Source organism: Streptomyces sp. NPDC001339, from assembly GCF_042895955.1.
GTDB lineage: Bacteria > Actinomycetota > Actinomycetes > Streptomycetales > Streptomycetaceae > Streptomyces.
On the sequence record NZ_JBIAWT010000013.1, the window covers coordinates 39355 to 63824 of the forward strand.

The 24470-nt window shown below is 73.6% G+C and carries 19 protein-coding genes; 15 read left to right on the plus strand and 4 right to left on the minus strand.

The window, feature by feature from the left end:
* The first annotated feature begins 125 nt into the window (after positions 1-125).
* From ACFY12_RS30515 to ACFY12_RS30565, 11 genes are all read left to right on the plus strand, one after another.
* On the plus strand, positions 126-1316 hold the full coding sequence (locus ACFY12_RS30515) for an acetyl-CoA carboxylase biotin carboxylase subunit family protein (RefSeq protein ID WP_390719164.1): 1191 nt from the start codon (positions 126-128) through the stop codon (positions 1314-1316).
* Positions 1313-3124, plus strand: a complete 1812-nt coding sequence (locus ACFY12_RS30520) for an IucA/IucC family protein (protein ID WP_390719165.1) — start codon at positions 1313-1315, stop codon at positions 3122-3124. Before ACFY12_RS30515 ends, ACFY12_RS30520 begins: the two co-directional genes overlap by 4 nt.
* The gene (locus ACFY12_RS30525; RefSeq protein ID WP_390719166.1) at positions 3121-4410 is read left to right on the plus strand and encodes an MFS transporter; all 1290 of its coding nucleotides are present in this window, start codon (positions 3121-3123) and stop codon (positions 4408-4410) included. The genes ACFY12_RS30520 and ACFY12_RS30525 overlap by 4 nt, the downstream gene beginning before the upstream one ends.
* A complete protein-coding gene (locus ACFY12_RS30530) occupies positions 4410-6200 on the plus strand; it encodes an IucA/IucC family protein (RefSeq protein ID WP_390719167.1) in 1791 nt (596 codons plus the stop codon). Before ACFY12_RS30525 ends, ACFY12_RS30530 begins: the two co-directional genes overlap by 1 nt.
* Positions 6197-7438, plus strand: a complete 1242-nt coding sequence (locus ACFY12_RS30535) for a type III PLP-dependent enzyme (protein ID WP_390719168.1) — start codon at positions 6197-6199, stop codon at positions 7436-7438. The genes ACFY12_RS30530 and ACFY12_RS30535 overlap by 4 nt, the downstream gene beginning before the upstream one ends.
* A gap of 1 nt (position 7439) precedes the next feature.
* Entirely contained in the window at positions 7440-8192 is a 753-nt protein-coding gene (locus tag ACFY12_RS30540; RefSeq protein WP_390719169.1) for an HpcH/HpaI aldolase/citrate lyase family protein, read from the plus strand.
* Positions 8193-8394: 202 nt separating this feature from the next.
* Complete coding sequence (locus ACFY12_RS30545) at positions 8395-8877, plus strand: helix-turn-helix domain-containing protein (protein WP_390719170.1); 483 nt, start codon at positions 8395-8397, stop codon at positions 8875-8877.
* Positions 8878-8960: 83 nt separating this feature from the next.
* The gene (locus ACFY12_RS30550; RefSeq protein ID WP_390719285.1) at positions 8961-9572 is read left to right on the plus strand and encodes a hypothetical protein; all 612 of its coding nucleotides are present in this window, start codon (positions 8961-8963) and stop codon (positions 9570-9572) included.
* The gene (locus ACFY12_RS30555) at positions 9565-10785 is read left to right on the plus strand and encodes an MAB_1171c family putative transporter (protein ID WP_390719171.1); all 1221 of its coding nucleotides are present in this window, start codon (positions 9565-9567) and stop codon (positions 10783-10785) included. Before ACFY12_RS30550 ends, ACFY12_RS30555 begins: the two co-directional genes overlap by 8 nt.
* A gap of 226 nt (positions 10786-11011) precedes the next feature.
* The gene (locus ACFY12_RS30560) at positions 11012-12244 is read left to right on the plus strand and encodes a cytochrome P450 (protein ID WP_390719172.1); all 1233 of its coding nucleotides are present in this window, start codon (positions 11012-11014) and stop codon (positions 12242-12244) included.
* Positions 12245-12479: 235 nt separating this feature from the next.
* Positions 12480-13628 carry a D-alanyl-D-alanine carboxypeptidase family protein gene (locus ACFY12_RS30565; protein WP_390719173.1) on the plus strand — a complete coding sequence of 383 codons (1149 nt, stop codon included), beginning with the start codon at positions 12480-12482 and terminating at the stop codon, positions 13626-13628.
* A 73-nt stretch (positions 13629-13701) separates the two neighbouring features.
* On the opposite strand, the gene ACFY12_RS30570 is transcribed toward ACFY12_RS30565, so the two are convergent.
* The 4 genes from ACFY12_RS30570 to ACFY12_RS30585 are packed head-to-tail and all read right to left on the minus strand — an operon-like array spanning position 13702 to position 17963.
* Positions 13702-14346 (minus strand): DUF309 domain-containing protein, encoded by a 645-nt coding sequence (locus ACFY12_RS30570; RefSeq protein WP_390719174.1) that lies wholly within the window; start codon positions 14344-14346, stop codon positions 13702-13704.
* Positions 14347-14369: 23 nt separating this feature from the next.
* Complete coding sequence (locus ACFY12_RS30575; protein WP_390719175.1) at positions 14370-15428, minus strand: hypothetical protein; 1059 nt, start codon at positions 15426-15428, stop codon at positions 14370-14372.
* 56 nt (positions 15429-15484) lie between these two features.
* Entirely contained in the window at positions 15485-16948 is a 1464-nt protein-coding gene (locus tag ACFY12_RS30580; RefSeq protein ID WP_390719176.1) for an MFS transporter, read from the minus strand.
* Between the two features lie 55 nt (positions 16949-17003).
* Complete coding sequence (locus ACFY12_RS30585; RefSeq protein ID WP_390719177.1) at positions 17004-17963, minus strand: metallophosphoesterase family protein; 960 nt, start codon at positions 17961-17963, stop codon at positions 17004-17006.
* 169 nt (positions 17964-18132) lie between these two features.
* Between ACFY12_RS30585 and ACFY12_RS30590 the strand changes: the two genes are divergently transcribed.
* The 4 genes from ACFY12_RS30590 to ACFY12_RS30605 all read left to right on the plus strand — a co-directional run bounded on the left by ACFY12_RS30590 (position 18133) and on the right by ACFY12_RS30605 (position 24185).
* Positions 18133-20199: a SpoIIE family protein phosphatase gene (locus ACFY12_RS30590; RefSeq protein ID WP_390719178.1), complete on the plus strand. Its 2067-nt coding sequence runs from the start codon at positions 18133-18135 to the stop codon at positions 20197-20199.
* A gap of 108 nt (positions 20200-20307) precedes the next feature.
* Positions 20308-21708: a glutamine synthetase gene (locus tag ACFY12_RS30595; RefSeq protein ID WP_390719179.1), complete on the plus strand. Its 1401-nt coding sequence runs from the start codon at positions 20308-20310 to the stop codon at positions 21706-21708.
* On the plus strand, positions 21708-22844 hold the full coding sequence (locus tag ACFY12_RS30600; RefSeq protein WP_390719180.1) for an amidohydrolase family protein: 1137 nt from the start codon (positions 21708-21710) through the stop codon (positions 22842-22844). Before ACFY12_RS30595 ends, ACFY12_RS30600 begins: the two co-directional genes overlap by 1 nt.
* A gap of 18 nt (positions 22845-22862) precedes the next feature.
* The gene (locus ACFY12_RS30605; RefSeq protein ID WP_390719181.1) at positions 22863-24185 is read left to right on the plus strand and encodes an MFS transporter; all 1323 of its coding nucleotides are present in this window, start codon (positions 22863-22865) and stop codon (positions 24183-24185) included.
* Positions 24186-24470: the final 285 nt, after the last annotated feature.

The following is a 24470-nucleotide window of genomic DNA, read 5'->3' on the forward strand; positions in this document are numbered from 1 at the left end:
CGAGTAACTCCCGCCGGGAACGGGCGGGCCACCGTCCCGCCACCGCCCGCCCGTTCCCCGCGCCCGCGCCACCGCTCACCGCCGGTCCGCCGCCGGCCCCGCACGTTCCGGAAGGGGCGCCGCTGATGCGGCTCTACCTGCTTGCCCTCAACCCCACCGACTCCGTCTCCGAAGGCTTCCTGCCCGCCGCCGCCCGGCTCGGCCTCGATGTCACCGTCCTGACCGACCAGCCCGAACCCCACCGGCGCCGCCACCCGCACCTCGAGATCCTCCCGTGCGACGTCCGCGACTTCCGCGCCGTCATCACCCGGATCGCCACCCACCACCCGGCCGCCGCGGTCTTCACCAACAGCGACCACCTGCAGACCCAGGCCGCCCTGGCCGCCGACTACTTCGGGCTCCCCGCCAAGGACTGGCGCGCCACGCTGCGCGCCAAGGACAAGGCGCAGCTGCGCCGCCACCTCGCCGCCGCCGGCGCCGACACCGTCTGGTCGGCGGAGCTCCCCGCGGACCAGGACCCGACGGTGCTGACCGGCCTCGACGTGCCGTACCCGTGCGTGGTCAAGCCGCGCGAGGGCGTCGCCAGCGAGGACGTGGTCCTCGCCGACGGGCCGGACGAACTGGTACGGCACGCCAAGGAGATCCAGTCCCGGCGGCCGGGCGCGGCCCTGGTCGTCGAGGAGTACCTCGCCGGTGAGCTGTACACCCTGGAGACCCTCGGCGACGGCCGAATACGCCACGTCCTCGGCGGCTTCCACACCACGCTCTCCGCGCCCCCGCACTTCATCGAGCAGCGGCACACCTTCGTCCCCGCGCACCCCGAGCCGGTCGTCGCCCAGGTCCTCGCCCAGCTCGACGCGCTCGGCGTCGGATTCGGCGCCTGCCACACCGAGTTCGTGGTGCACCAGGGCCGCGCCCGGATCATCGAGGTCAACTACCGCGTCATCGGCGACCAGTGCGACCTGATGCTCGCCCAGCTGCTCGGCATCCCGCTCTTCGAGCACATCCTCCGCACCCACCTCGGCGAGCCGCTCCCCGCCGACCTGGGCGCCCGTACCGACGGCGCGGCCCGCATCGACCACCTCTGCGCCCCCGCCGCCGGCACGCTCACCGCGGCCCCCGAAGCCACCGAACGGACCGTCGACGGCGTCCGGCTCACCTACCGCCCGCTGCGCGCGCTGGGGGAGCGGCACGAGCTGTACCACACCAACCGCGACTACGTCGGCGTGCTCCGGGCCACCGGCACCGACCAGCAGGCGGTGGACCGGGCCGCGGATCAGCTGCTCGCCGCGCAGCGTTGGGAGATCACTCCGTGACCACCGGCACCACCACCACTCCCACCACAACCACTCCCACTGACACCCCGCTCACCGACACCGACGAGGCGGACCTGCTGCTGCGCGTGCTGAGCGCGCTGCTGCGGGAGGACGTCGTCGGCCTGCGCAGCCGCAGCACGCCCGTCGAGCGACCGGACGGCCGATGGCTGCGGCTGGCGGCCGGCAGCGACGACGCGCTGCTGCTGCCGGTCGCCGAGGACGGCTTCCAGTGCGAGACGGCCGCCCGCCGGCCGCTGCTGCTCCGCGAGTCCGACGGCGCCGAACTGGCCACCGTCGACGAGATCCTGGCCGCGCTGCGCGCGCTCGCCGACCCCGTCGACCGCGACGGCTTCGACGCCTTCGCCGAGGAGTGCCGCCAGACGCTCGCCACGATGCGGCTGCACACCGAGGTACGCGACGAGGTCATGGCCCGGCTCACCGCCCGGTACGGCGCCGACCCCGCCCACTGGACCGGCCTGGCCGGCGGCCTCGCCCACGACACCCTCGCCGCCCACCACGACCACCCCGTCTACCCCACGGCACGCGGCCGCTCCGGCCTCGGCGAGGACCAACTGCGCGCCTGGGCACCGGAGTTCCACCCGCGCTTCGCGCTGCGCTGGCTCGCCCTGCCACGGCACGCCCTCACCCTCGCCGAGGGCGCCACCGGTCTGCCCGGCCACTGGCCCACCCCGGCGGACCTCGGCCTGCCGGCGCTGGATCGGACCCACCTCACCCTCCCCGTCCACCCCCTCACCGTCGGCGCCCCGCTGCGCGAGGCCCTGCGCGAGGCCGGCCTGGAGGACGGGGCGCACCTCGCCGAGCAGCCGTACCTGGAGGCGATACCGACCCTGTCGATGCGCACGGTCGCCCTCACCGCCGACCCCGCCCTCCACCTCAAACTGCCGCTGGCCACCGCCACCCTGGGGCTGCGCAACCGGCGCACCATCAAGCCCCACACCCTCGTCAACGGCGCCCTCGGACAGCGGCTGCTGGAGGCCGTGACCGCCCGCGAACCGCGCTTCCAGGGCAGGATCCTGCACGCCGACGAGTCCACCTACGCCCACGCCAGCCACGAACTCCTCGCCACCCTGTGCCGCCGCTACCCGGCCGGACTCGACGACGCCGTCGTCATTCCCCTGGCCGCGCTGCTGAGCGAGGCACCCGGCGGCCGCCTGGTCGTCGACCACCTCGCCGACCGGTTCTACGGCGGCGACCCGCTCACCCTGCTGGACGCCTGCCTCACCCTCCTGTTCGACTGGCAGACCACCCTTTTCGGCTACGGCATCGGCCTGGAGTCCCACCAGCAGAACATCTCCCTCGTCCTCGACCAGGACCGCGGCGCCACCCGGCTGCGGCTGCTGTTCAAGGACAACGACGGGCCACGGATCAACGCCGCCCGGCTGCGCGACACCCTCGGCACCGACGCGTTCGACCCCGGCGCCTTCGCCGACCCCCGGATCCTCGTCGACGGCGACGAGCCGGTGGCCGACCTGTTCACCACCATCACCGTGCACCTGTGCGCGGGCGCGTACGCCTTCGGGCTCGCCCGCCACGGCCGTGCCCCGCTGGAGCGGCTCCTCGGGCTGGTCCGCGACCGCCTCGCCGAGGCCGTCGAGCGGCTCGGCGGCGCGCCCGGCGGCCCCGGGGCCACGCTGCGCGCGCGGGTCCTGGACGCGCCCCGCCTGCCGGTCAAGGCGATGGTCACCGCCGGCTCCCTGCTCAGCAAGGAACGCTCCGGCGCCGCCGACATCAACAAGCACTACACACACGGCCCCAACTACCTGCTGTGGGCGGGTGGTTCACGATGACCGTCACCGCGTCACGGGACCGCGCCCAGGCTGCCACGGATTCCGCCACGGATTCCGTCGTGGCGGCCGCCCCGGCCCCGGCCGCCAGCGCCCCCCTCGGCCGCCGGCACGTCCACGCCGTCGCCGGCTGCTACTTCGTGGCGTCCTTCGCCGCCCTCGGCCTGCCGCCCTACCTCTCCGCGATCCTGCCGGAGCTCGGTGACGACACCGCGCACTGGGCGGGCCTGCTCTATGTCGTCCCCACCGTCTTCGGCGGGCTCGGCGCCCCGCTGTGGGGCCGCCTCGCCGACCGGTACGGCCGCAAACGGCTGCTGCTCCGCGCCCAGCTGGGCCTGGCTCTCTCGTTCCTGCTCGCGGGATGGGCCGACTCCCTGGCCGTCTTCACCGCGGCGCTGGTCCTCCAGGGTGTGCTCGGCGGCACGTTCGCCGCGTCCAACGGCTACCTCGGCGCCGCGCTGGAGGGCCCCGCGCTGTCCAAGGCGCTCACCCTGATGCAGGGCAGCGCCCGCGCCGCCCTCGTCGTCGCACCGGTCGTCGTCGGCGCGCTCTCGCCCTGGCTGTCGCCGCACCGCCAGTACGCCCTGCTCGCCGTGCTGCCGCTCGCCGCGGCCCTGATGCTGGCCGCGATCCCGGAACCGCGCCGGCAGGAGAAGCGCCCCACAGAGGGGAAGGCCGGGACCGCCGAGGGCCGGCCGAACGGGACCGGACCCGCGCCCGGGCCCCTGCGCGCCCTCTACGCCTTCGAGTTTGCCTTCGTCTTCTCGACCGTCATCTCCTTCCCGTATCTGATCTCCCTGACCGAGGAGCGCATACCGGGCATCTCACCGCTCCTCTCCGGAGTGCTCTTCGCCCTCCCGCACCTGTGCTATCTGCTGTTCGCCATGGCCGTGCACGCCTCGTTCCACCGCCGCCCCCGGCTCGGCATCACCCTCGGCTTCGGCTGTATCGCACTCGGGCTGGCCGCACACGTCCTGGCCGACTCGCTCGCCGCCTTCGTCGCCGTACGCCTGCTGCTCGGCGCCGGCCTCACCCTCGGCCTGGTCTGCCGCTCCGTGCTCGCCGCCGACTGCGCCAAGGGGCGCCCGCCCGGCGGGATGTTCGGCTCGCTGGAGTTCGTCTCCAAGGCCGGCGCGGTCGCCGCGGGCCTGGCCGCCGCGGCCGGCAACAGCCTCTTCGGGCCCGCCGCGCCCCTGTTCACCGGCACCGCCGTCGCCCTCGCCACGATGCTCGCGGCCGTCCTCCCCACCCTGATCCGTCGCACTTCCCAGCCCCTTTGGAGCCGTTGATGTCGCTGCCCGCCGGCACCGCCCCCCTCCAGACGCCCTCGCCCACCGCCACCACCACCCCGGACGGCCTGCCCACCGCCGACGAGGCCGTGGCGCACACCCTCCTCAACTGCCTGCTGCGCGAACTGTCCGGCCCCGAGCACCAGACAGCCGTCGCCGACGGCCACCTGCTCCTGCGGCTGCCGCGCCGCGGCGTGCTCCTCCGGGTCGCCCTGCGCCGCACCTCGCTGCTCGGCGCCCACCGGTTCACCGGACCGGTCACCGAGCAGCATGCGGACGGCGGCTGGGCCGAGACCGACTGGCGCCGCCTCGCCGAATACGCGGAGTCCGAGCTGTCCCTGCGCACCGGCGTGGACAACGAGGAGTTCCGGGACCAGATCCGCTCCAGCCACCAGGCCCTGACGGCCACCCTCGCCGCACACACCCCGGCCCGTACCGGCGACGGCCCAGAAGACCCCCTCGCCGCCTACCTCACCTCCGAACAGTCCCTGCTCCTCGGCCACCGGTTCCACCCCACCCCCAAGGCCCGCACCGGCGACCTGGCGTCCTGGGCGGCGTACGCACCCGAGACGGCGGCGTCCTTCCCGCTGCGCCTGTTCGCCGTACGCGAGCACCTGATCGCCGAGGAGTCCGCGGCGGCCGACGCGACCGCCCCGGTGGACGCCCTGCACCCCGCTGTGCCCGACGGCTACCGGCTGCTGCCCGCCCACCCCTGGCAGTACGAACTGCTCCACGACAACCCCGCGTTGCGGGCGGCGTTCGACCGCGGCGACCTCGTCGATCTGGGCGTGAGCGAACGGCCCTTCGCGGCCACCGCCTCCGTCCGCACCCTGTACGACGGCGACACCTTCCTGAAGTTCAGCCTGAACGTCCGGATCACCAACTGCCTGCGCAAGAACGCCAGTTACGAGCTGTCCGGCGCGGTCGCGCTGACCCGGCTGCTGGAGCCGGTCCTCGCCGACCTGGAGACCCGCTATCCCGGCAGCGCCATGCTCCGCGAACCCGCCTACCGCAGCCTCGCTCTGCCCGGACCCGACGGCAGCCCGGACCGCACCCTGCTCGAAGGCTTCGGCATGATCGTCCGCGAGGGCCTGAGCCGGCGCCTGCTGCCCGGTACGACCCCGCTGCTCGCAGCCGCGGTCGCCGACGAGTACCCGACCAGCCCCGCCCACATCTCCCGCCTCCTGGACGGGGCCGGTCCGCAGACCGCCCTGGACTGGTGGGCCGCCTACCTCGACCTGCTGATCCCGCCGGTCCTGGCCGCGTACTTCGAGCACGGCATGGTCCTCGAACCGCACCTGCAGAACGTCCTGGTGTGTGTCGACGGCGACGGGATGCCCGCCCAGGTCCTCTTCCGCGACCTGGAGGGCACCAAGCTCGTCCCCGACCACCACGCCGACACCCTCGCCGCCCTGCCGCCCGAGGTCGCCGGCCCGATGACGTACGACGCGCAGCGTGGCTGGGACCGGGTCGTCTACTGCCTGCTGGTCAACCACGTCGCCGAACTGCTCGCCGCGCTCGCCGACCTGCACCCGCACACCGAGGCCGCGCTCTGGGCGCGGGTCCGCGCCACCATCCAGGCCTACGCCGACGCCCACGGCTGCCCGCCCCTGCTCAGCGCCCTGCTGGCGGGCGTACCGCTGCCCGCCAAGGCCAACCTGCTCACCCGCTGGCAGCGCAAGGCCGACCGGGACGCCGGTTATGTCCGCCTCGCCTCCCCGTTTCCGCTCGCCGAGCACGTACTGACCGGCGCCGCCCGCACCGACGACCCCTGGAGCACCGCCCGATGACCGCCCCCACCGCCGCCGTCCGCGAGCGTGCCCTCGCCCTGCCCGGCGGCCAACTGCCCGCCTACCTCTACGACCTGGCGGCCCTGCGCGACCACGCGGCCCGGGTACGGGCGGCGCTGCCCGAGCGCGTCGAGCTGTACTACGCCGCCAAGGCCAACCCGGAACCGGAGATCCTGGCCGCGCTCAGCCCCTACGTGGACGGCTACGAGGTCTCCTCGGGCGGCGAACTCGCCCACGTCCGCGAGACCGTGCCCGGCCGCCCGCTGGCCTTCGGCGGCCCGGGCAAGACCCCCGCGGAGATCACGGCGGCCCTGGAAGCGGGCACGGAACGCTTCCACGTGGAGAGCGTGTACGAACTCCGCATGCTGGCGGACCTCGCCGCCCGCACCGCCCCGGACACCCGCATTCCGGTCCTGCTCCGCTTCAACCTCCCCCTGGCCGCCGACTCCCTCGAAGGCAGCTCCCTGGCCATGGGCGGCCGCCCGAGCCCCTTCGGCCTCGACCCCGCCGAGGCCGACGAGGCCGTCCGCCTCCTCACCGACGGCTCCTGTCCGCAGCTGGAGTGGCGCGGTGTCCACGCCCACCTGGCCTCCGGCCTCGACGCGCCCCAGCTCCTCGACGCCGCCGCGTCGATCGTGACCTGGTCGCTCGCCCTGGCCGACCGCCACGGCCACCCCCTCGCCGAGGTCAACGTCGGCGGCGGCATGGCCGTCGACTACGCCGGTCCGGACACCCGCTTCGACTGGGCGGCGTACGGCGCGGGCCTGGCCCGCCTCACCGACGCCCACCCCGGCCTGCTGCTCCGTATCGAACCCGGCCGTGCCCTGACCGCGTACTGCGGCTGGTACGCCACCGAGGTACTGGACGTGAAGCAGAGCCACGGCGAGGAGTTCGCGGTCGTCCGCGGCGGCACCCACCACCTGCGCACCCCCGCCACCAAGGGCCATGACCAGCCCTGCACGGTTCTGCCGGTGGCCGAGCCCTGGCCCCACCCCTGGCCGCGCTCGGCCGCGCGCCAGGAGCGGGTCACCTTCACCGGCCAGCTCTGCACGCCGAAGGACCTGCTGTCCCGCGGCGTCCTCGCACCGGGCCTGCGGGCGGGCGACCGGGTGGCGTTCGGCGTGGCCGGCGCCTACGCCTGGAACATCTCCCACCACGACTTCCTCATGCACCCGCGTCCGACGTTCCACTTCCTCGACGGCGACACCGGCTCCGCCGCACGGACGGAGGCGAGCTGACATGCTGCGCCCCAACGCGGTCAAGCGGAAACTCGCCGCGGGCGAGGAGGTCCACGGCCTCTACTGTTCCGTCCCCGCCCCCGCCCTGGTCGAGATGGTCGGCTGCGCCGGGTACGACTTCGTCGTCCTCGACACCGAGCACACCCTCGTCGATCCGCAGCAGCTGGAGAACCTGATCCGCGCGGCCGAGGCCACCGGCCTCACCCCGTTCGTGCGGGTGCCCGAGGACGACCCCGGCGCGATCCTGCGCGCGCTGGACGCCGGGGCCATGGGCATCGTCGTCCCGCACGTACGGACCCGGGCCGACGTGGACCGGGCGGTCCGGGCCGCCTACTACGCCCCCAAGGGCATGCGCTCCCTCAACGGCGGGCGGGTCCCCGGCTTCGGACTGATCGATATGCCGGAGTACGTGGCCCGGGCCAACGCCGAGGTCATGCTCATCCCGCTCATCGAGGACGCCGAGGGCGTGGACGCCATCGACGACATCCTGTCGGGCGGCGGTATCGACCTCGTCCTCCCCGGCCCCGGGGACCTGTCGCAGTCCTACGGCGTGCCCTGGGAGCTGCGCCACCCCCGGGTGCGGGACGCCGTGCACCGTGTGCACACCGCCTGCGCCGGCCACGGCGTGCCGTTCTGCGCGATGGCCCGGGCCCCCGAACGCCGGGCCCAGTGGCGGTCCGACGGCGTCACCGCCTTCGTCCTCGGCGAAGCGAGCGACGTCGCCGCCACCGCCCTGCGCGACCACCGCGGATAGGCCCAGGGCCTGACCGTTACTCAACTGGTGGTTAAGGCCGCCGGAGTTCACTGTCCGTAAGTGGACTGGTGCGTCCCGTTCGTTGCGTGCAAGTATGGGGGACGCGGCGAGAGCGGCCTTAACTGTTCGTTGGGTTGGTCGGGTTCGTCGGCGGATGCCGTGGGATTCCGGAGATCGTCGGTTCGAGGAACGGGGGACGGGGATGGGCGTGGGAGGCGACGACCGGGCCAGGGCCGAGGGCAGCGTGCTCGCGGAGCGGCTCAACCACCTCTTCGCGAACATGCACCCGCCCGGTGCGCCGTACACCAACGCCTTCGTGGCGGAGGAGATCAGTGGCGGGGCCGAGGAGTACGGCGGGGTCAAGGTCACCGAGCAGTACCTGTCGATGCTGCGCAACGGCAAGCGGGCGAACCCGGGTCCGGAACTGCTGCGCGCGCTGGCCAAGTTCTTCGCCGTGCCGGTCGGCTATCTGCTGGGGGACCTCTCCCAGCCGCAGGCCGCACGGGTGGAGGAGGAGGTCCGCTTCCTCGCCGCGATGCGGGACCAGCGGGTGCGGGCGATCGCACTGCGCTCCGTCGGTCTGCCCCCGGAGGTGCAGGACAGCCTGACGACGATCATCTCCCAGTTCCGGCAGCAGATGAACCTGCCGGCCGACCCGCCGGAACGGGGAGGTGAGACGAGGTGAGCGCGCCGGTCGGGACCCTTGAGCGGGGCCGGCCCTTCGCCACCTGGCGGCCGGCCGGAGACGAGGACGGGACGAGCATGCGAGTGGGGCGGATACGCAGACGGTGCAAGCGGCTCATCAAGGAACTGGCGCTGCCCGCCACGACCGATCTGCGCGGGCTGTGTGACATCGTCGCCACCCGTGTCGGCCGGCCCGTGCGTCTGGTGCCGATGAGCCTGGGCGGGGTCGTCTCGGGCATGACGGCCGTCACGGACGACGGCTACTGGATCTTCTACGAGCTCAGGACCTCCCCCTGGCACCAGGCGCACATCGTGCTGCACGAGCTGAGCCATCTGCTGCTGGGCCACGGGCAGGACCCGGCCGTCACCGAGGACGTCCTGAAGAGGTGGACACCCTCGGTCGACGCCGCCACCGCGCTCCGACGGATGGGCCTGACCATGGAGTTCGCCCGGCACCACGGCTACGACAGCCTCGCCGAACGGGAGACCGAGGTGCTCGGCACGCTGCTGATGGCACGCGTGGTGCCCACGGCGGCCGAGCGTGAACTCCCCCTGGAGGGCCAGGCCGCGGAGCTGGCGGCGGCCCTCGGACCCGCGCTCCAGCACATCCGGCGGGTGCAGGACGCCCCGGCCGGCGGTGCGGGCGCCGAGGACGTCGGCGCGGGCGCGGCGGGCTACGGGAGGCCGCGTGTTTGACCTCGTCTACCTCTCCTTCGGAGTCGCCGCCTGGGGCATCGTCGGGTACAAGTCCCTCGCCTGGTTCCGCGACCGCGGCAATACGGACCTGGGGCTCGCCTGTGTGATGACCGGCGGGGTCGCGACGGTCTTCCTCTTCTCCGCGCCCAGCCTCTACCGGGCCTTCGACCGGCTGGTGGGCGTGGCCAACCTCGCCATGGTCTTCCTCTACTCCTCCGTCGTGGTGTTCGCCGCCGGCGCGCTCGTCCTGCTGCTGCGCTGGACGGCCGGCGAGGGCAGCGCCGGCCGGGCCCGCGCCCGGAAGCGGGCCCGCGCCGCCGTCGGCACGGTGGCCGTGCTGTGGGCGGTGGCCATCACCGGCTTCGCGGTCGGCCGCCCCGACGCCGTCGAGCACCCCAGGGACTTCAGCACCGCCTATACCGACTCGCCCGGAGTGATGCTCTTCCTGGTGCTGTATCTGGCCATCTTCGGATCGAGCCTCGCGGCCCTGGGCACGCTCTGCCCCCGCTACGCGGCTCGGCTCGGCGGCACCCATCTGGCCCGCGGCCTACGGGTACTGGCCGCGGGCTGCTGGCTCGGCCTGCTCTACTGCGCCTGCAAGGTCATCGGCTTCGTCCTCTCCTGGACGGGCCACCCCGCGCCCTGGCTCTCCAACGGAGTGGCGCCGCTGAGCGCCTCGGTCGCCGCGATCCTGGTCCTCGCCGGCTTCGCGTTGCCGGCCGCCGGCCCCCGGGTCGCCGCCTGGCGCCGACTGCGACGGCTCTCCCCGCTCTGGCGGACCGTCACCGCACAGACCCCGGAGATCACCATGGAGCGCTCGGCGTGGCCGCTGCGCTGGCCGTTCGCCGACCTGGAGTGGCGGGCCAACCGGCAGATGGCCGAGATACGGGACGTACAGCGCGGCATCCGCCGCCATGTCGAGTCGGACGCCGTCGACATCGCCCGGGAGCGGGCCCGCGCGGTTGCCCTCGACGACCGGCAGCTGGCAGCCGTCGCCGAGGCCGCCGCGCTCCGCCGGGGGCTGGAGAACCGCGCGGTCGGCCATGTCCCGGCCCACGGCGCCGACAGCGTGGTGGTGGCCGATGGCTCGGATCAGGCGGAACTCACCGCCGAGTACGAGCACTTGGCGCTCGTCGCGGACGTTTACCGTTCGCCGCTGATCGAGACCGTCCTCACCGAACTGCGCCAGCGGAGCGCGATGGCACGCAACTGAGGAACACCAGAGACGGGGTGGCCCGGCACGGGGGTCCGGGCCGCCCGGCACCACAGAGGTGGCACCGGTCCGCAGGGACCGGTGCCACCTCCGCTTGTGCCGCCGTACGACTTGTGCCGCCGTACGACGCCGGCCACCGCACATGTGCGGAACGCCGACCACCGCACATGTGCGGGACGACGTACGGCGGACACGACGTGTTCACCAGCGCCCTACAGTCGAGATCATGCAGAACACCGCCGGGACCGGCCCCGCCACCCCCATCGACACGACGCCCCTCCTCGACGACCCGTACGCCGCCTATGCCGCGCTGCGCGAAGCAGGCCCGGTCCACCGGATCACCGGTACCGACGGGAACCCCGCATGGCTGGTCACCCGCTACGACGACGTCCGACGCGCCCTCGCCGACCCCCGGCTCTCCCTGGACAAACGCCACGCGACCCCCGGCGGCTACCGCGGCCTCGCACTGCCACCCGCGCTCGACGCCAACCTCCTCAACATGGACCCGCCCGACCACACCCGGATCCGCCGACTGGTCGTCAAGGCCTTCACCCCCGGCCGGGTCGAGGCCCTGCGCACGCCCGTACGGCGGGTGGCCGACGGCCTGCTGGACGCCATGGAGCGGCGCGGCGCCCCCGCCGACCTGATCGCGGACTATGCGGGACCGTTGCCGATCACCGTGATCTGCGATCTGCTCGGCATCCCGCAGCACGACCGCCCCGACTTCCTGGCCTGGTCCAACGCCCTGATCACCCCGGATCCGGCCCGTCCGGAACTGGCGAAGCGGGCGGTCGGGGCGATGCTGGAGTTCTACACGGGCCTGATCGCCGCCAAGCGGGCCGAACCGGGCGACGACCTCCTGTCCGACCTGATCGCGGTGCGCGACGACACCGACGGCAAGGGAGACGGGCACGGCGACCGGCTCTCCGAGGACGAACTGACCTCCCTCGCCTTCCTCATCCTCCTCGCCGGCTACGAGAACACCACCCACCTCATCGGTAACGCCGTACACGCTCTGCTCGACCACCCGGAACTGCTCGACCAGTTGCGACGGAATCCGGCCGAACTGCCGACCGCCGTCGAGGAGTTTCTCCGCTACGACGGACCGGCTCCCCTGGCAATCCGGCGCTTCCCCACCGAGGACATCGAGATCGGCGGCGTACGCATCCCGGCGGGGGACAACGTGCTCCTGTCGATCGCGTCCGCGAACCGTGACCCCGCCCGATTCCCCGACCCCGACACGCCGGCCCCTGGCCGGGACCTCTCCGGGCACCTCGCGCTGGGCCACGGCATCCACTACTGCCTCGGTGCCGCACTCGCTCGCATGGAGACCGTCACCGCGCTCGAGGCGCTCCTCGACCGCTTCCCGGACCTCCGGCTGGACGTGCCGCGAGACGCGCTGCGGTACCGCCGGACGCTCCGCTCACGTGGCCTGATTTCGCTCCCCGTCGCCTGGTAATCCGCACACGCACAAGTTTTTGGAGCGTGACCGTTCCCCGATGCGGTAGAAAGGTTCCTGTGACCCGCCCGGTGTGCATCCCCCGTCGCACCGGGCGGGTCCTTCTGCGTGCCCGCCGTTTGCACCTGTTGCGGATGCGATCCACCGGCCGCGGCAGCCCGAGCGGGCGAAACCGCTGTGCTCCATCCGGCCCAGAAACGCTGCGCGCGACCCCTTCCCTACGTAGCGTGACGGCATGGCAAGTGACGCACGAGTGTCCAAGAAGGCAGCCGCGATGGCCCTGGCCGCCGTCGCGGGAATGTCGTTGACGTCCATACCGGCCGCCGCTGCCGTCCGCCCGACGGCCCGTCAGCCCGTCGAGACCGCTCCCGGGGCGCAGGCCGCCTCCGTCCCCGGCATACCGAAACCGCCCACCGGTCTGTCCGCCCTGTCCTGGCTGGTCGCCGACGCGGACACCGGCAACGTGCTGGCCGCCAAGGCCCCGCACCGCAAACTCGCCCCCGCCAGCACGATCAAGACACTGTTCGCGGTCACCGTCCTGCCCAAGTTCACCTCCGGCACGGTGCGCCGGGTCAGCACCGCGGACCTGGCCGGCCTCGGGTCCGGCAGCAGCGTCGTCGGCGTCAAGGCGGGCCGCCGCTACACCGTTGACGACCTGTGGCGCGGGGTCTTCCTGCGCTCCGGCAACGACGCGGTGCACGTCCTCGCCGCCATGAACGGCGGCTGGCGGAAGACCGCCCAGGAGATGGAGCAGAACGCCCGCAGACTCGGCGCGCACGACACCACCGTGAAGTCCCCCGACGGCTATGACGTGCCCGGCCAGGTGTCCTCCGCGTACGACCTGACCCTCTTCGCCCGCGCCGGGCTCGCCAACGACGACTTCGCCCGCTACTGCGGCACCCCTCGCGCCCGGTTCCCCAGCGTTGGCGGCACCCCGATCGAGAACTCCAACCGCATGCTGGCGGGCTCGCACGGAGTGTCCCGCTACCCGGGCATCATCGGTGTGAAGAACGGATACACCAGCAAAGCCGGCAACACCCTTATCGCCGCCGCCCGCCGGAACGGCCGTACGCTCCTGGTCACCGTGCTGAACCCGCAGTCGAAGGTGGCCAACGGCGTCTACAAGGAGGCTGGTTCACTGCTGGACTGGGGCTTCCGCTCGGCCGGCACCGCCGAACCGGTGGGCACCCTGCACGCCGTGCAGGGCACCTCCGACGGCCGCCCCCTCCTCCCGGCGGCCGCCCAGGCCAATGCCGTCGGCGTCCACCCCGGATCCCGGTGGCGCCCTGCCCTCGTCCTCGGCGCGGGCCTCGCCGGGGCCGCGGCCGTCGGCCTGACCGGCCTGCTCGCCATGGGCCGACGGGTTCGCGGGCGCGGCGAGTGAGGCGCAGCCGGGGGACCGGCCGGGCGGCCGGGCATGCCGCGCGGCACGCACGGCACCGGCCGCCCACCGGCTGTCACACGCCGTCGGCGGGGCGTCCTCCGGCCGCCTCGTCGGCTCGGCGCAGGCGGGGCGCGCTCTCCGCCGCCGATACGGCCACCGGCCCCGTTTCCTGTCCCGTTTCCGGCCCCTTCCCCGGACCGGTCAGACGGCAGGTCAGTTCCCTGGCCCAGCCCAGGAGGCCCGGGATGTCGACGCCGTAGGGGGCGGTGTCCCCGTACGGGGCGATGGCCGCCGCACCGCGGTCCAGCAGCGCCGCACCGCCTGCCGGGTTGCCCCGGGCCGCATGGGTGAGCCCCACCGCGAGCTGTGCGAGTCCCCGCCACAGTTCGCGCTCCGCCTCCGGCGCCGCCTTCCAGGCGTCCTCCAGCACCTCATGCGCATGGAACGGCATCCCCGCGTCGAGCAGCCGCTGCGCCTCGGCCAGCGCCGCCGCCGGCGCACGGGGCACCCCCTCGGGCTGCCGCTCCACGCCGGGCGCACCATACGGCAGCGGTCGGCCGAGCCCGTCCCGCGGACGGGCATTCCGTGCCCGCCCCTGCTCATCACGGTCCCGCCGCCGGACGTCACGGCCGGCGCTGGAAGCAGGTACCCCGCCGCCGGACCCCTCCTGGGCGTGCTGTTCCTGGGCGTGCCGCGCATCGTTCACCGCATCATTCACCCTTCGATTGTGCGCCTAGGGCCCTAAGGGACGCGCACGGGTGAGGACGCGTCCGGCACGCGGAGGGCCGGTGTGCCCGAACCGTCCGCCGGGACGGTCCAGATGTCGGAGGCCCGGCCGTCGCGGCCCGGCAGCGCGTAGGCGAGGGTGTGGTCGTCCAGCCAGGCGGCCTGGTCGTCGACACTGCGGGTCTCGGCGAGCGGGTGTGCGTGGCGCGTGCGCAGATCCAGGACGTACAGCCGCCAGGGGTCGGTGGCGCCCGGGCGGACCCGTTTCTTGAAGGCGAGGCGGGTGTTGTCCGGCGAGAGCGAGGGGCACTCCACGTTCTCGCGGCTCGCCCGCGCCGCCCACCTGCGCATATCGCCCTCGACGAGGTAGGTCTTCCCCTTGGTCGACACGGTGGCGTAGAAGCGGTTGTCGTCGCGCGCGAAGGAGACGCCCCAGTAGTTGACATCGGGGGAGTGGTAGCGGCGGCCGTCGAGGGTGAGCGGGATCTCCTCCATGTTCTTGACGAGGTAGCCGGTACGGGTGTCCAGGATCGAGGTGCGGGTCGAGAAGGCGGTGCCGGCGTAGGAATCGCCGGTGGCGAACATCGTCCAGGACAGCATGCGGCCGGTTGCCGACACCCGGGCGCGGTTGGGGATGCCGGTGAGCGCGATCCGCTGCTTCTCGCGCAGCCGCCGGTCCAGGACCACGGCGTACGACCTGGGCGGGATGCCTGGCCGGCGCTGGAGGCACAGCCCCGTACCGGCCGCCGCGTGGAAACGCTCGCAGGCCGGGCCACCGGTGGTGCGGCGGTCGGGCTGACGGACCGGGGCCGGACCGGCGGCGACCGCCCGCGCGGCCGGTGCGGGGAGCCGGGCTACCCGGCCGGCTCCCGCGCCGGAGCTGCGGAAGTACAGCAGGCCGTGGTCGAGGCCGAAGACCGAGGCCGCGTCGGTGGGTTCGGCGCGCCGGGCGGCGCCGACCGTGTAGACGACGGCGATGGCGGCCAGCAGCGCGACCGCGGCCGCCACGGCGAGGATCCGGGCGCGGAGGGAGCGCGGGACGAACCGGCGGGAGGGGGACGGGGGCATGGTCATGGGCGGGGCGGTTGCCTTTCCGGGGGCTGGCGGGGTCAGGGGGGGCCTGGAGTTGGTCACTCCGGGGGACGCGGGCCGTTCGACGGCAGGCTCGGCGCGTCCGGCCCATCCGACCCGTCCGACCCGTCCGGCTTGGGCGGGCAGGCCGGCTTGGGCGGGCAGGCCGGGTCGGCCGATCGGGACGCACGCTCCGGTCCGGGGAGCAGGACGGCGGCCGCCGTCAGCGCCGCGGCCAGGGCGAGGGCGGCGAGGAGCAGCGCGGGGCGGGCACCCCACAGCGTCCAGGCGGCACCGAATCCGGCGGCCGCCAGCAGCCGGCACACCGCCTGCCCGGTCTGTAGCAGCGCCATCCCGCTCGCCCGCCGCGCGGCCGGGAGCACCGGACCGGCGAGGGCCATCAACACCCCGTCCGTGGCCGCGTAGAACACCCCCAGCAACACCAGTACACCCACCAGTAACACCGGTCCGGCGCTGGTCGCCAGCAGCAGGAGATAGCCGCCGAGCAGTGCCGCATGTCCGCACAGGAACGGCACCCGGCGGCCGATACGGTCACCGAGCCGCCCGGCCGGCACCGCGAGCAGCAGGTACACCGCGGCCGCGCCCAGTGGCAGCAGCGGGAACCAGCTGACCGCGAAGTCCAGCCGGCGCTGCACCAGCAGGTAGAGGAACGAGTCGCCGATGGTCGCCGCACCGAGCAGCGCCGCGGCCACGAAGATCCGCCGGAAGGCGGGGTCGCGGAGCGGGGTGAGGAGCCGCGCGCGGGACCGCGGGGTGGTCTCCCTGGTCTCCCCACCCGGTCTCTCAGGTCCGCCATATCCCGTACCGGGTCCGCCACGTCCCGCCCGCGACGGCGCGGGCAGCCCGGCCGCCCCCGGTACGAAGGCGACCAGCAACAACACCCCCGCCACCCCCACACAGAAGCTCACCACGAACACCGCGTCATAGGCGTCGGCGGTGGCCCACAGCAGAGCGAACGCGGCGAGCGGCCCCAGCAGGGCGCCGGTGGTGTCCATGGCGCGGTGGACGCCGAAAGCCCGGCCGAGTGCGTCCGGTGGAGCGCTGAGCGAGATCAGCGCATCGCGAGGGGCGGTGCGTACGCCCTTGCCGATCCGGTCGGCGGCGAGCGAGGCGCCGATACCGAGGGTGCCGCCGCCCGCGAACAGCAGCCCGAGGCGGGACAGCGCGGAGAGCGTGTAGCCGGCCCCGGCCACGAGCTTGTGCCGCCCGCCGCGGTCGGCCGCCTGCCCGCCCACCAGCCGCACCAGGGCGGTCACGCCGTTGTAGAGCCCGTCGAGAAACCCGAACTGAAGGGGGGACAGCCCCAGTTGGAGGACGAAGTAGAGCGGCAGCACGGCGGTGACCATCTCCGAGGAGACATCGGTGACCAGGCTGACCGCGCCGAGGGCCAGGACCGGCCCGCCGACGCGGCCACGCGCCGCCTTCCCCGCCTTCCTCTTCCCCTCCTTCCTCTTCGTCGCCTTCCTCGCCGTCGTGGCCGCGTCCGTGGTCGCGAGATACATCAGCCGTACCGCCCGCGCGCCTCGGTGCCGGCAGGTGTCAGTGGCACGACAGCTGTCAGTGGCACGGGTAGTCCGGGCTGCGGTCCTTCGTCTTCCCGTCCGTGCCCATCAGCTCCCAGGAGAAGCCGGTGTCGGTGAAGTTCAGCTTCACCACCCCGAAGGTGTCGGTGATCCGCTTCTCACTGTTCGGCTGGACCTCTTCGATCTTGTACGGGTTGGCCCCGCCCATTCCGCCGAGGAGCTCGACGATCCCGTTCTTCTCCGCTTTGCCGTCCGGGTCCTGGGGCGCGAACCGTTCGTAGTGGTGGTCGTGGCCGTTGAGGACCAGCTCTGCTCCGGCGTCGTGAAGCAGCTTCCAGGCCGGGCGGCTGACCGGGTCGTTGCCGTGCTCGCCGGAGGAGAAGAGCGGGTGGTGCCAGTAAGCGGCCACGCACTTCTTGGAGTTGTCGGCGAGGTCGGTCTTGAGCCAGTCGAGCTGGGCGGAGTTCAGGCTGTTGGAGTCCAGTGCGATGAAGTGCCAGTTGCCCTGGTCGTAGCTGTAGTAGCTCTTGCCCTCCGGATAGGCGAGGGACCCGAAATAGGCCTTGTATCCGGCGAGTTCGCCGTCCGGGTCGTAGGTCTCGTGGTTGCCGGCGCTCGGATGTGTCCTGTCCTTGAAGGCGCCCCAGGACTTGTCGTAGTAGCGCTGGAAGTCCTTGAGCCGGGCCTTGTCGTACTGGTTGTCCCCCATAGTGATCACGAACGCGGGGTTGATCTGCCGCACCAGCGCGGCGGTCCTGGGGTGTTCGCAGCCGCTGTCGCTCGCCGTGCACTTCTCGGCGATGTCGCCGGCGGCGGCGACCGTGAACCCGGCGGCGGGTGCGCCCGCCGCGCGGCCGGGTGCGGCGTCCGCGTGGCCGGGTGTGGCGTCCGCGCGGTTCGCGGTCGACCACAGCGCGACGCCCCCGATGAGCGCGAGGGCCGCGCCCGCGGCGACGGGCAGCGCCAAGCGGGGGTTCCTGACCAGAGGCTGCATATGCGTCTCCTGTGGCGTGGGGGAGCCGTCGGGAGAAGACTGTGGCGACACGACATGTCCTCGTCAATAAGTCCGGTGTCCTTCGGCACGACCCCCGCCTTAAGAGAAGGGAAACAGCCTGGTGAGGCAGGGCTGAGTGCTCGCCGCCCGCAACGCGTAGAGTGACCACATGGCTGACCGCCCCCGCGCGACCCAGCCCACCGTGTCGGTGCCGGACGACTGGCCCGCCCACCCGGATCTGACGCTTGCCCTCAACAACATGGGCGGCTTCGACTGGGACCTCGACAGCGGGCTGATGCACCTGGACCCGCCCGCCCTGGCGGTCTTCGATCTGCGCCGGTCGGAGTACGACGACCGTCCGGCGACCCTGAACCGGCGCGTCCCGGCCCATGAGGCGGCCCGGCTGGACGCCCTGGTGGCCCGGGCGCTCAAGGACGGCAGCGACTCGTACGGCGCCTACTTCCGCGTACGGCTGAGGGACGGAGAGCTGCGCTGGACCCACGCCCAGGGCAGCATCCGCCGCGACGGCACCGGACGGCCCCGCCGTGTCATCGGTGTGGTCCGCGACGCCACCCACGAATACCTCCACGCCGCGGAGCGGCTCGCGGTCGATGAGGAGCGGCGCCGGCACACCAGCGTCGTCGAGCGGACCACCGCCGCCCTGGCGCACGCCAGAACGGTCGGCGAGGTGATCGCGGTGCTCGCCGACGAGCAGGGGCTGAGCCGGCTGGGCGCGGAGAACGTCATCCTCGGGCTGGTCGAGGCGGGGCGGATCCGGCTGGTCTCCGAGGGCCGGGCGGGCAGTTTCGTCCCCGATCTCGCCTACACCCGGGTCGATGACGCGTTCCCGATGAGCGAGGTGGCACGGAGCCACACCCCGCGTTACGTCCGCAACCGCGCGGAGTTCCGGTACGGCTACCCCCGGCTGTGGCACGCCATCGAGCCGCTGAACGTCCACTCCGCCGCCTATCTGCCGCTGATCGCCCAGGGACACCTGCTCGGTGTGATCGGCCTGTTCTTCGAGCGGGAGAACGACTTCCGTGACCAGGAGCGCAGCGTCCTGGTGGCGCTCGGCAGCAGTATCGCGCAGAGCCTGGCCCGCGCCATGCTCTACGACCAGGAGCACGAGATCGCCGCCGGCCTCCAGCAGGCGATGCTGCCGCGCCGGATCCCCGGCGTTCCCGGCGCGCAGATCGCGGTCCGCTACCGCTCCGCCCGGAGGGGCCGGGACATCGGCGGTGACTGGTACGACGTGATCCCGCTGCCCGACGGCCGCGTCGCCGCCGTCGTCGGCGACGTCCAGGGTCATGACACCCAGGCCGCGGCGCTGATGGGCCAGCTGCGGATCGTGCTGCGCGCCTACGCCGCCGAAGGGCACGCCCCCGCCACGGTCATGGGCCGGGCCTCCGCCTTCCTCAACGAGCTGGAGACCGACCGCTTCGCCACCTGCATCTACGTCGACGCCGATCTGAGCACCGGCGCGGCCCGTATCGTCCGGGCCGGCCATCTCGACCCGCTGCTGCGGCACGCCGAGGGCATCTGCCGCCGGCTGCCGGTGGCCGGCGGGCTGCCGCTGGGCATCTCCTCCGCGTTCCGACGGCTCGACTACCCCGTCACCACCGTCCAGCTCGCCCCCGGAGACACCTTGCTGCTGTGCACCGACGGGCTCGTCGAACGGCCCGGGACCGACCTCGACGAGGGGATGCGGCACCTGGCCCGCGAGGTCCGCGACGGACCGCAGGACGTCCAGCAACTCGCCGAGCGGCTCTGCGAGTCCGCGGGCGACCGCACCGGCGAGGACGATATGGCGCTGCTGCTGTTGCGGCGGCTGGGCGCCCCGGAGCACGACACCGTGGGACGGTTCCGCCGGCACGTCGCACCGGCCGATCCGGAAGGCCTCTCCGCCGCCCGGCATATGATCCGGGACGCGGTACGCGCCTGGGGCGCGCCCGAGCGAGCCGAGGAGATCGAGCTGGTCGCCGACGAGCTGATCACCAACGCGCTGGTGCACACCGACGGCGGGGCCGTGGTCCACCTCCGGATGCCGCACAGCGTCGAGCGGCGGCTGCGGCTGGAGGTCGAGGACCGCTCCAGCAGCCTGCCCCGGCGCCGTGAACCGGGCGAGTCCGGCGTCTCCGGCCGGGGCCTGCTCCTCGTCGACCGGCTGACGGACGTCTGGGGTGTGGAGCCGCGCGGCGGCGGAAAGTGCGTATGGTGCGAGTTCAACTGCCCCTGACCGGGTGGCGGTACGTCCCGGCGTGAGCTGGGGATCATGGAGCCACCCGGTCACCAGCGGGGGAACGGGCGCCGAGGGATCGGCACGGGTGAGGGTGAGGACGGCTCCATGGCGACGCGGGCTGCGGAACAGGTCGAGGAGGCCCGCCGGACGGCGGCGCGACTGGCGGCGGAAGGCGTCCGGAACGTGGCGTTGACCTGGGTGGACAACGCGGGCATCACCCGCGCCAAGGCCATCCCGGCCGAGCGGCTGGCGGACGCCGTGACGCGCGGCGTCGGAATGTCGCCGGTCTTCGACGTCTTCACCTCCGACGACACCATCACCGCATCCGACCACCTCGGCGGGCCCGACGGGGACCTGCGGCTCTTCCCCGACCTCGGCCGCCTCACCACCCTCGCCGGCCAGCCCGGCTGGGCCTGGGCGCCGGCCGACCGTTACGACCAGCTCGGCGCGCCGCACCCCGCCTGCCAGCGGCTGTTCGCCCGGCGGATGGCCGAGCGGGCCACCGCGGCCGGTCTGGAGGTGCGGATGGGCTTCGAAACCGAGTGGGTGGTCACCCGCGTCCCCGAGGGACGCCGCCCGGCCGCCCCCGAGGCGGACGAGGAGCTCGACCACCCCTGCGCCGGCCCCGCGTACGGCATGACCCGGATCGTGGAACTCTCCGACTACCTCCGCGATGTCACCGAGGCACTGGCCCTCCAGGACATCGACGTCCTCCAGCTCCACCCCGAGTACACACCGGGCCAGTTCGAGGTCAGCACCGCGCCGGGCGACCCGGTACGCGCCGCCGACGACGTCGTCCTGGTCCGCGAGACCGTCCGCGCGGTCTCCGCCCGGCACGGGCTGCGCGCCTCCTTCGCCCCGTCCTTCGTCGCCGGACAGGTCGGCACCGGCTGCCACCTCCACCTCGGCCTGTACCGCGACGGCCGCAGTCTGCACCGCGCACCCGACGCCGCATGGGGCCTGGCGCCGGACGCGGCGGCCTTCCTCGGCGGCGTCCTGAACACCCTCCCCGCCCTGCTCGCCGTCGGCTGCCCGTCACCCGCCAGTTATCTGCGGCTCCAGCCCTCCCAGTGGGCCGGCGTCTACCAGTGCTGGGGCGTGGAGAACCGTGAGGCGGCGCTCCGGCTGATCACCGGCGCTCCCGACGACCCGGACGGCGGCCACGCCGAGATCAAGCCCTTCGACGCCGCCGCCAACCCCTACCTCGCCGTCGGCGCGGTGCTCGCCGCCGGACTGCGCGGTATCGAGACCGCCGCTCAACTGCCGGCGCCGCAGAGCGGCGACCCGGCCCACCTCGGCGTCCGCGAACGCGCCCGGCGCGGCATCGTACGGCTGCCCGCGACCCTCACCGAGGCCGCCGACCGGCTGGAGAAGTCGGCGCCGCTGCGCGAGGCGATGGGCGAGGTGCTGCACGGCGCGGTGCTCGCGGTCCGGCGCGCCGAGGAGGCGCACTTCGCGGACCGCGGGCCCGAGGAGATCGCCGCCGCCACCCGCTGGCGCTGGTGATGCCCACGGCCCTCCCGGGGAGCGGCCCCGGCCTGACCGACGGACTGCCGCCGCTGGTGGACCACCATTGCCACGGCGTGCTCCGGCGCGACCCCGGCCCCGGGACGTTCGCCCGGTACCTCACCGAATCGGACCGGCCGCCCGCGGCCGGCACCACCTTCTTCGACACCCAGACCGGCTTCGCCGTGCGCCGCTGGTGTCCGCCGCTGCTCGGCCTGCCCGCGCACTGCCCGCCCGACCGCTACCTGGCCCGCCGGCACGAGCTGGGCCCCGACGAGACCCGGCGCCGCCTGCTGCGCGCCACCGGCATCGGCACCTACCTCCTGGACACCGGACTGCCCGGCGAGCTGACCGGGCCGGCGGAGACGGCCGCCGCGGGCGGCGGCACCGGCCACGAGATCGTCCGCCTGGAAACCCTCGCCGAACACACCGCGGCCACGGTACGGAACCCGGACGACCTCCCCGGCGCGCTCGCCCACGCCGTCCACGACGCCGCGCGCACCGCCGTGGCCTTCAAGACCGTCGTCGCCTACCGCCATGGCCTCGCGCTGACCCCCGAACCCCCGGGCACCGACGCGGTACACGCCGCCGCCCGCGCCTGGTCGGCGGCCGGCGCGCCCCGCCTCACCGACCCGGTCCTGCTGCGCCACCTGATCGGGCTGGCCGTCGCCACCGGCCGCCCCCTTCAGTTCCACACCGGCTTCGGAGACCCCGACCTCCGGCTCGACCACGCCGACCCGGCGCTGCTCACCGACCTGATCCGGGCCCTCGCCGGCACCGGTACCGACCTGGTGCTGCTGCACTGCTACCCGTACCACCGCCAGGCCGCCTACCTGGCGGCCGTCTTCCCGCACGTGTACGCCGACATCGGGCTGACGCTCACTCACACCGGCCCGCGCGCCACCGCCGTCCTCGCCGAATTCCTGGAGCTCGCCCCCTTCGGCAAACTGCTCTTCTCCACCGACGCCTACGGCCTCCCCGAGCTGTACGTCGTCGGCAGTGCGCTCTTCCGGACCGCGCTGGCGGGCGTCCTCGGCGAGTGGACGGCGGCCGGGGCGTGGTCGGAGGAGGACGCCCGGCGGGTCGGGGTGATGATCGCCGCGGAGAACGCACGGCGGGTGTACGGGCTTCCGTAACATGTTTTACTGCGACGCGTGCCCCGTACAACGACCTCTGACGCGTCCTCCGGCAACTCCTCCGGCGAACCCTCCCCGGCGCACCCGGAAAAGCGCGAAATACCCACGCGCTCCCGGATATTCGCCGATCTGACCCCGCTGCGCACCTCCCCGGACTACCGCCGCCTGTGGTGCGGCAACACCGTCTCCTGGATGGGCCAGCAGATGACAGCGCTCGCTGTCTCCCTCCAGGTCTACGCCCTCACCCGGTCCACCTTCGCCGTCGGACTGGTCGGCCTGTGCTCCCTCGTCCCCCTGGTCGTCTTCGGGCTCTACGGCGGCGCGATCGCCGACACCGTCGACCGCCGCAGACTGGGTCTGTACAGCGCCGCGGGCGCGACCGCGATGTCCCTCGTGCTGGCCGGCGCGGCGCTCGCCGGATACCACCGGGTCTGGCTGCTCTACACCGTCGTCGCCCTGCAGGCCGTCTGCTTCGCGATGAACTCCCCGGCCCGCTCGTCGATGATCCCCCGGCTGCTGCCCACCGAGCAGCTCCCGGCCGCCAACGCCCTCAACTCCCTGACCACCAACCTCGGTCTGATGGGCGGTCCGATGCTGGGCGGTGTCATCGTCGGCCTGTGGGGCTATCAGGCGGCCTACCTCATCGACGTGGTGGCCTTCGGCGGATCGCTGTACGCGATGTGGCGGCTCCCGGCGATGCGCCCCGACCAGGGCGAGGGGCCGCAACGCCGGGCCTCCGTCCTCGACGGCCTGCGCTTCCTCGCCACGCGCCCCAATGTGCGGATGACGTTCTTCACCGACCTGGCGGCGATGGTGCTCGCCCAGCCGCGTGCACTCTTCCCCGCGGTCGCGGTGCTCTGGTTCGCCGGGGACGCCAAGACGGTCGGCCTGCTGGCCGCCGCGCCCGCCGTCGGCGCCGTCCTCGGCGGACTGTTCTCCGGCTGGCTCGGCGGGATCCGCCGGCACGGCCTGGCGATTCTGCTCGCGGTGGCCTCCTGGGGCGCGGCCGTCGCCTGCTTCGGGCTCTCCCGGCATCTGTGGTTCGGACTGTTCTTCCTGGCGGTGGCCGGCTGCGCGGACACCGTCTCGATGGTGTTCCGCAGCACCATCCTGCAGGCCGCGACGCCGGACGCGATGCGCGGCCGCCTCCAGGGCGTCTTCATCGTCGTGGTGGCGGGCGGCCCGCGCCTGGGCGACTTCCTCGCCGGCTCGGCGGCCGATCTGACCTCCCCGGCCACCGCCATCATCGGCGGCGGCCTCGCCTGCGTCCTCGTGGTCGCCGCACTCGGCCTCGGCCGCCGCGCCTTCGCCCGCTACGACGCGCGCCACCCCGAGCCGTGACGCTGCGCTGGGCTTGCTTCCCACGTTCCGCTGCGCTTGGCCGGCTTCCCACGTGTTCGGCTTTCCCGCCGTGCCTTCCGTTTCGCCGTTGCGCCTGCGGCGGGCGTGGGTTGTTCGGGTGCGGGTCCGCTCCTCCGGACTGCCGTCCTGCGGAGCGGCCCCTCCCGCGGGTGGGAGGAAAACAGGCCGGTGGGGGTGCACCCGAGTGGTCCACTGCGCGCGCGTACGGGGTTACGGTCACCCCCACCGGGAAACTCCCCCCACCCACGGGAGGGGGCGCACCGC

Coding starts and splice junctions, on each gene's coding strand:
- ACFY12_RS30515 (WP_390719164.1), top strand. CDS start 126: ATGCGGCTCTACCTGCTTGCCCTCAACCCCACCGACTCCGTCTCCGAA.
- ACFY12_RS30525 (WP_390719166.1), top strand. CDS start 3,121: ATGACCGTCACCGCGTCACGGGACCGCGCCCAGGCTGCCACGGATTCC.
- ACFY12_RS30530 (WP_390719167.1), top strand. CDS start 4,410: ATGTCGCTGCCCGCCGGCACCGCCCCCCTCCAGACGCCCTCGCCCACC.
- ACFY12_RS30535 (WP_390719168.1), top strand. CDS start 6,197: ATGACCGCCCCCACCGCCGCCGTCCGCGAGCGTGCCCTCGCCCTGCCC.
- ACFY12_RS30540 (WP_390719169.1), top strand. CDS start 7,440: ATGCTGCGCCCCAACGCGGTCAAGCGGAAACTCGCCGCGGGCGAGGAG.
- ACFY12_RS30545 (WP_390719170.1), top strand. CDS start 8,395: ATGGGCGTGGGAGGCGACGACCGGGCCAGGGCCGAGGGCAGCGTGCTC.
- ACFY12_RS30560 (WP_390719172.1), top strand. CDS start 11,012: ATGCAGAACACCGCCGGGACCGGCCCCGCCACCCCCATCGACACGACG.
- ACFY12_RS30565 (WP_390719173.1), top strand. CDS start 12,480: ATGGCAAGTGACGCACGAGTGTCCAAGAAGGCAGCCGCGATGGCCCTG.
- ACFY12_RS30575 (WP_390719175.1), bottom strand. CDS start 15,428: ATGACCATGCCCCCGTCCCCCTCCCGCCGGTTCGTCCCGCGCTCCCTC.
- ACFY12_RS30580 (WP_390719176.1), bottom strand. CDS start 16,948: ATGTATCTCGCGACCACGGACGCGGCCACGACGGCGAGGAAGGCGACG.
- ACFY12_RS30585 (WP_390719177.1), bottom strand. CDS start 17,963: ATGCAGCCTCTGGTCAGGAACCCCCGCTTGGCGCTGCCCGTCGCCGCG.
- ACFY12_RS30590 (WP_390719178.1), top strand. CDS start 18,133: ATGGCTGACCGCCCCCGCGCGACCCAGCCCACCGTGTCGGTGCCGGAC.
- ACFY12_RS30595 (WP_390719179.1), top strand. CDS start 20,308: ATGGCGACGCGGGCTGCGGAACAGGTCGAGGAGGCCCGCCGGACGGCG.
- ACFY12_RS30600 (WP_390719180.1), top strand. CDS start 21,708: ATGCCCACGGCCCTCCCGGGGAGCGGCCCCGGCCTGACCGACGGACTG.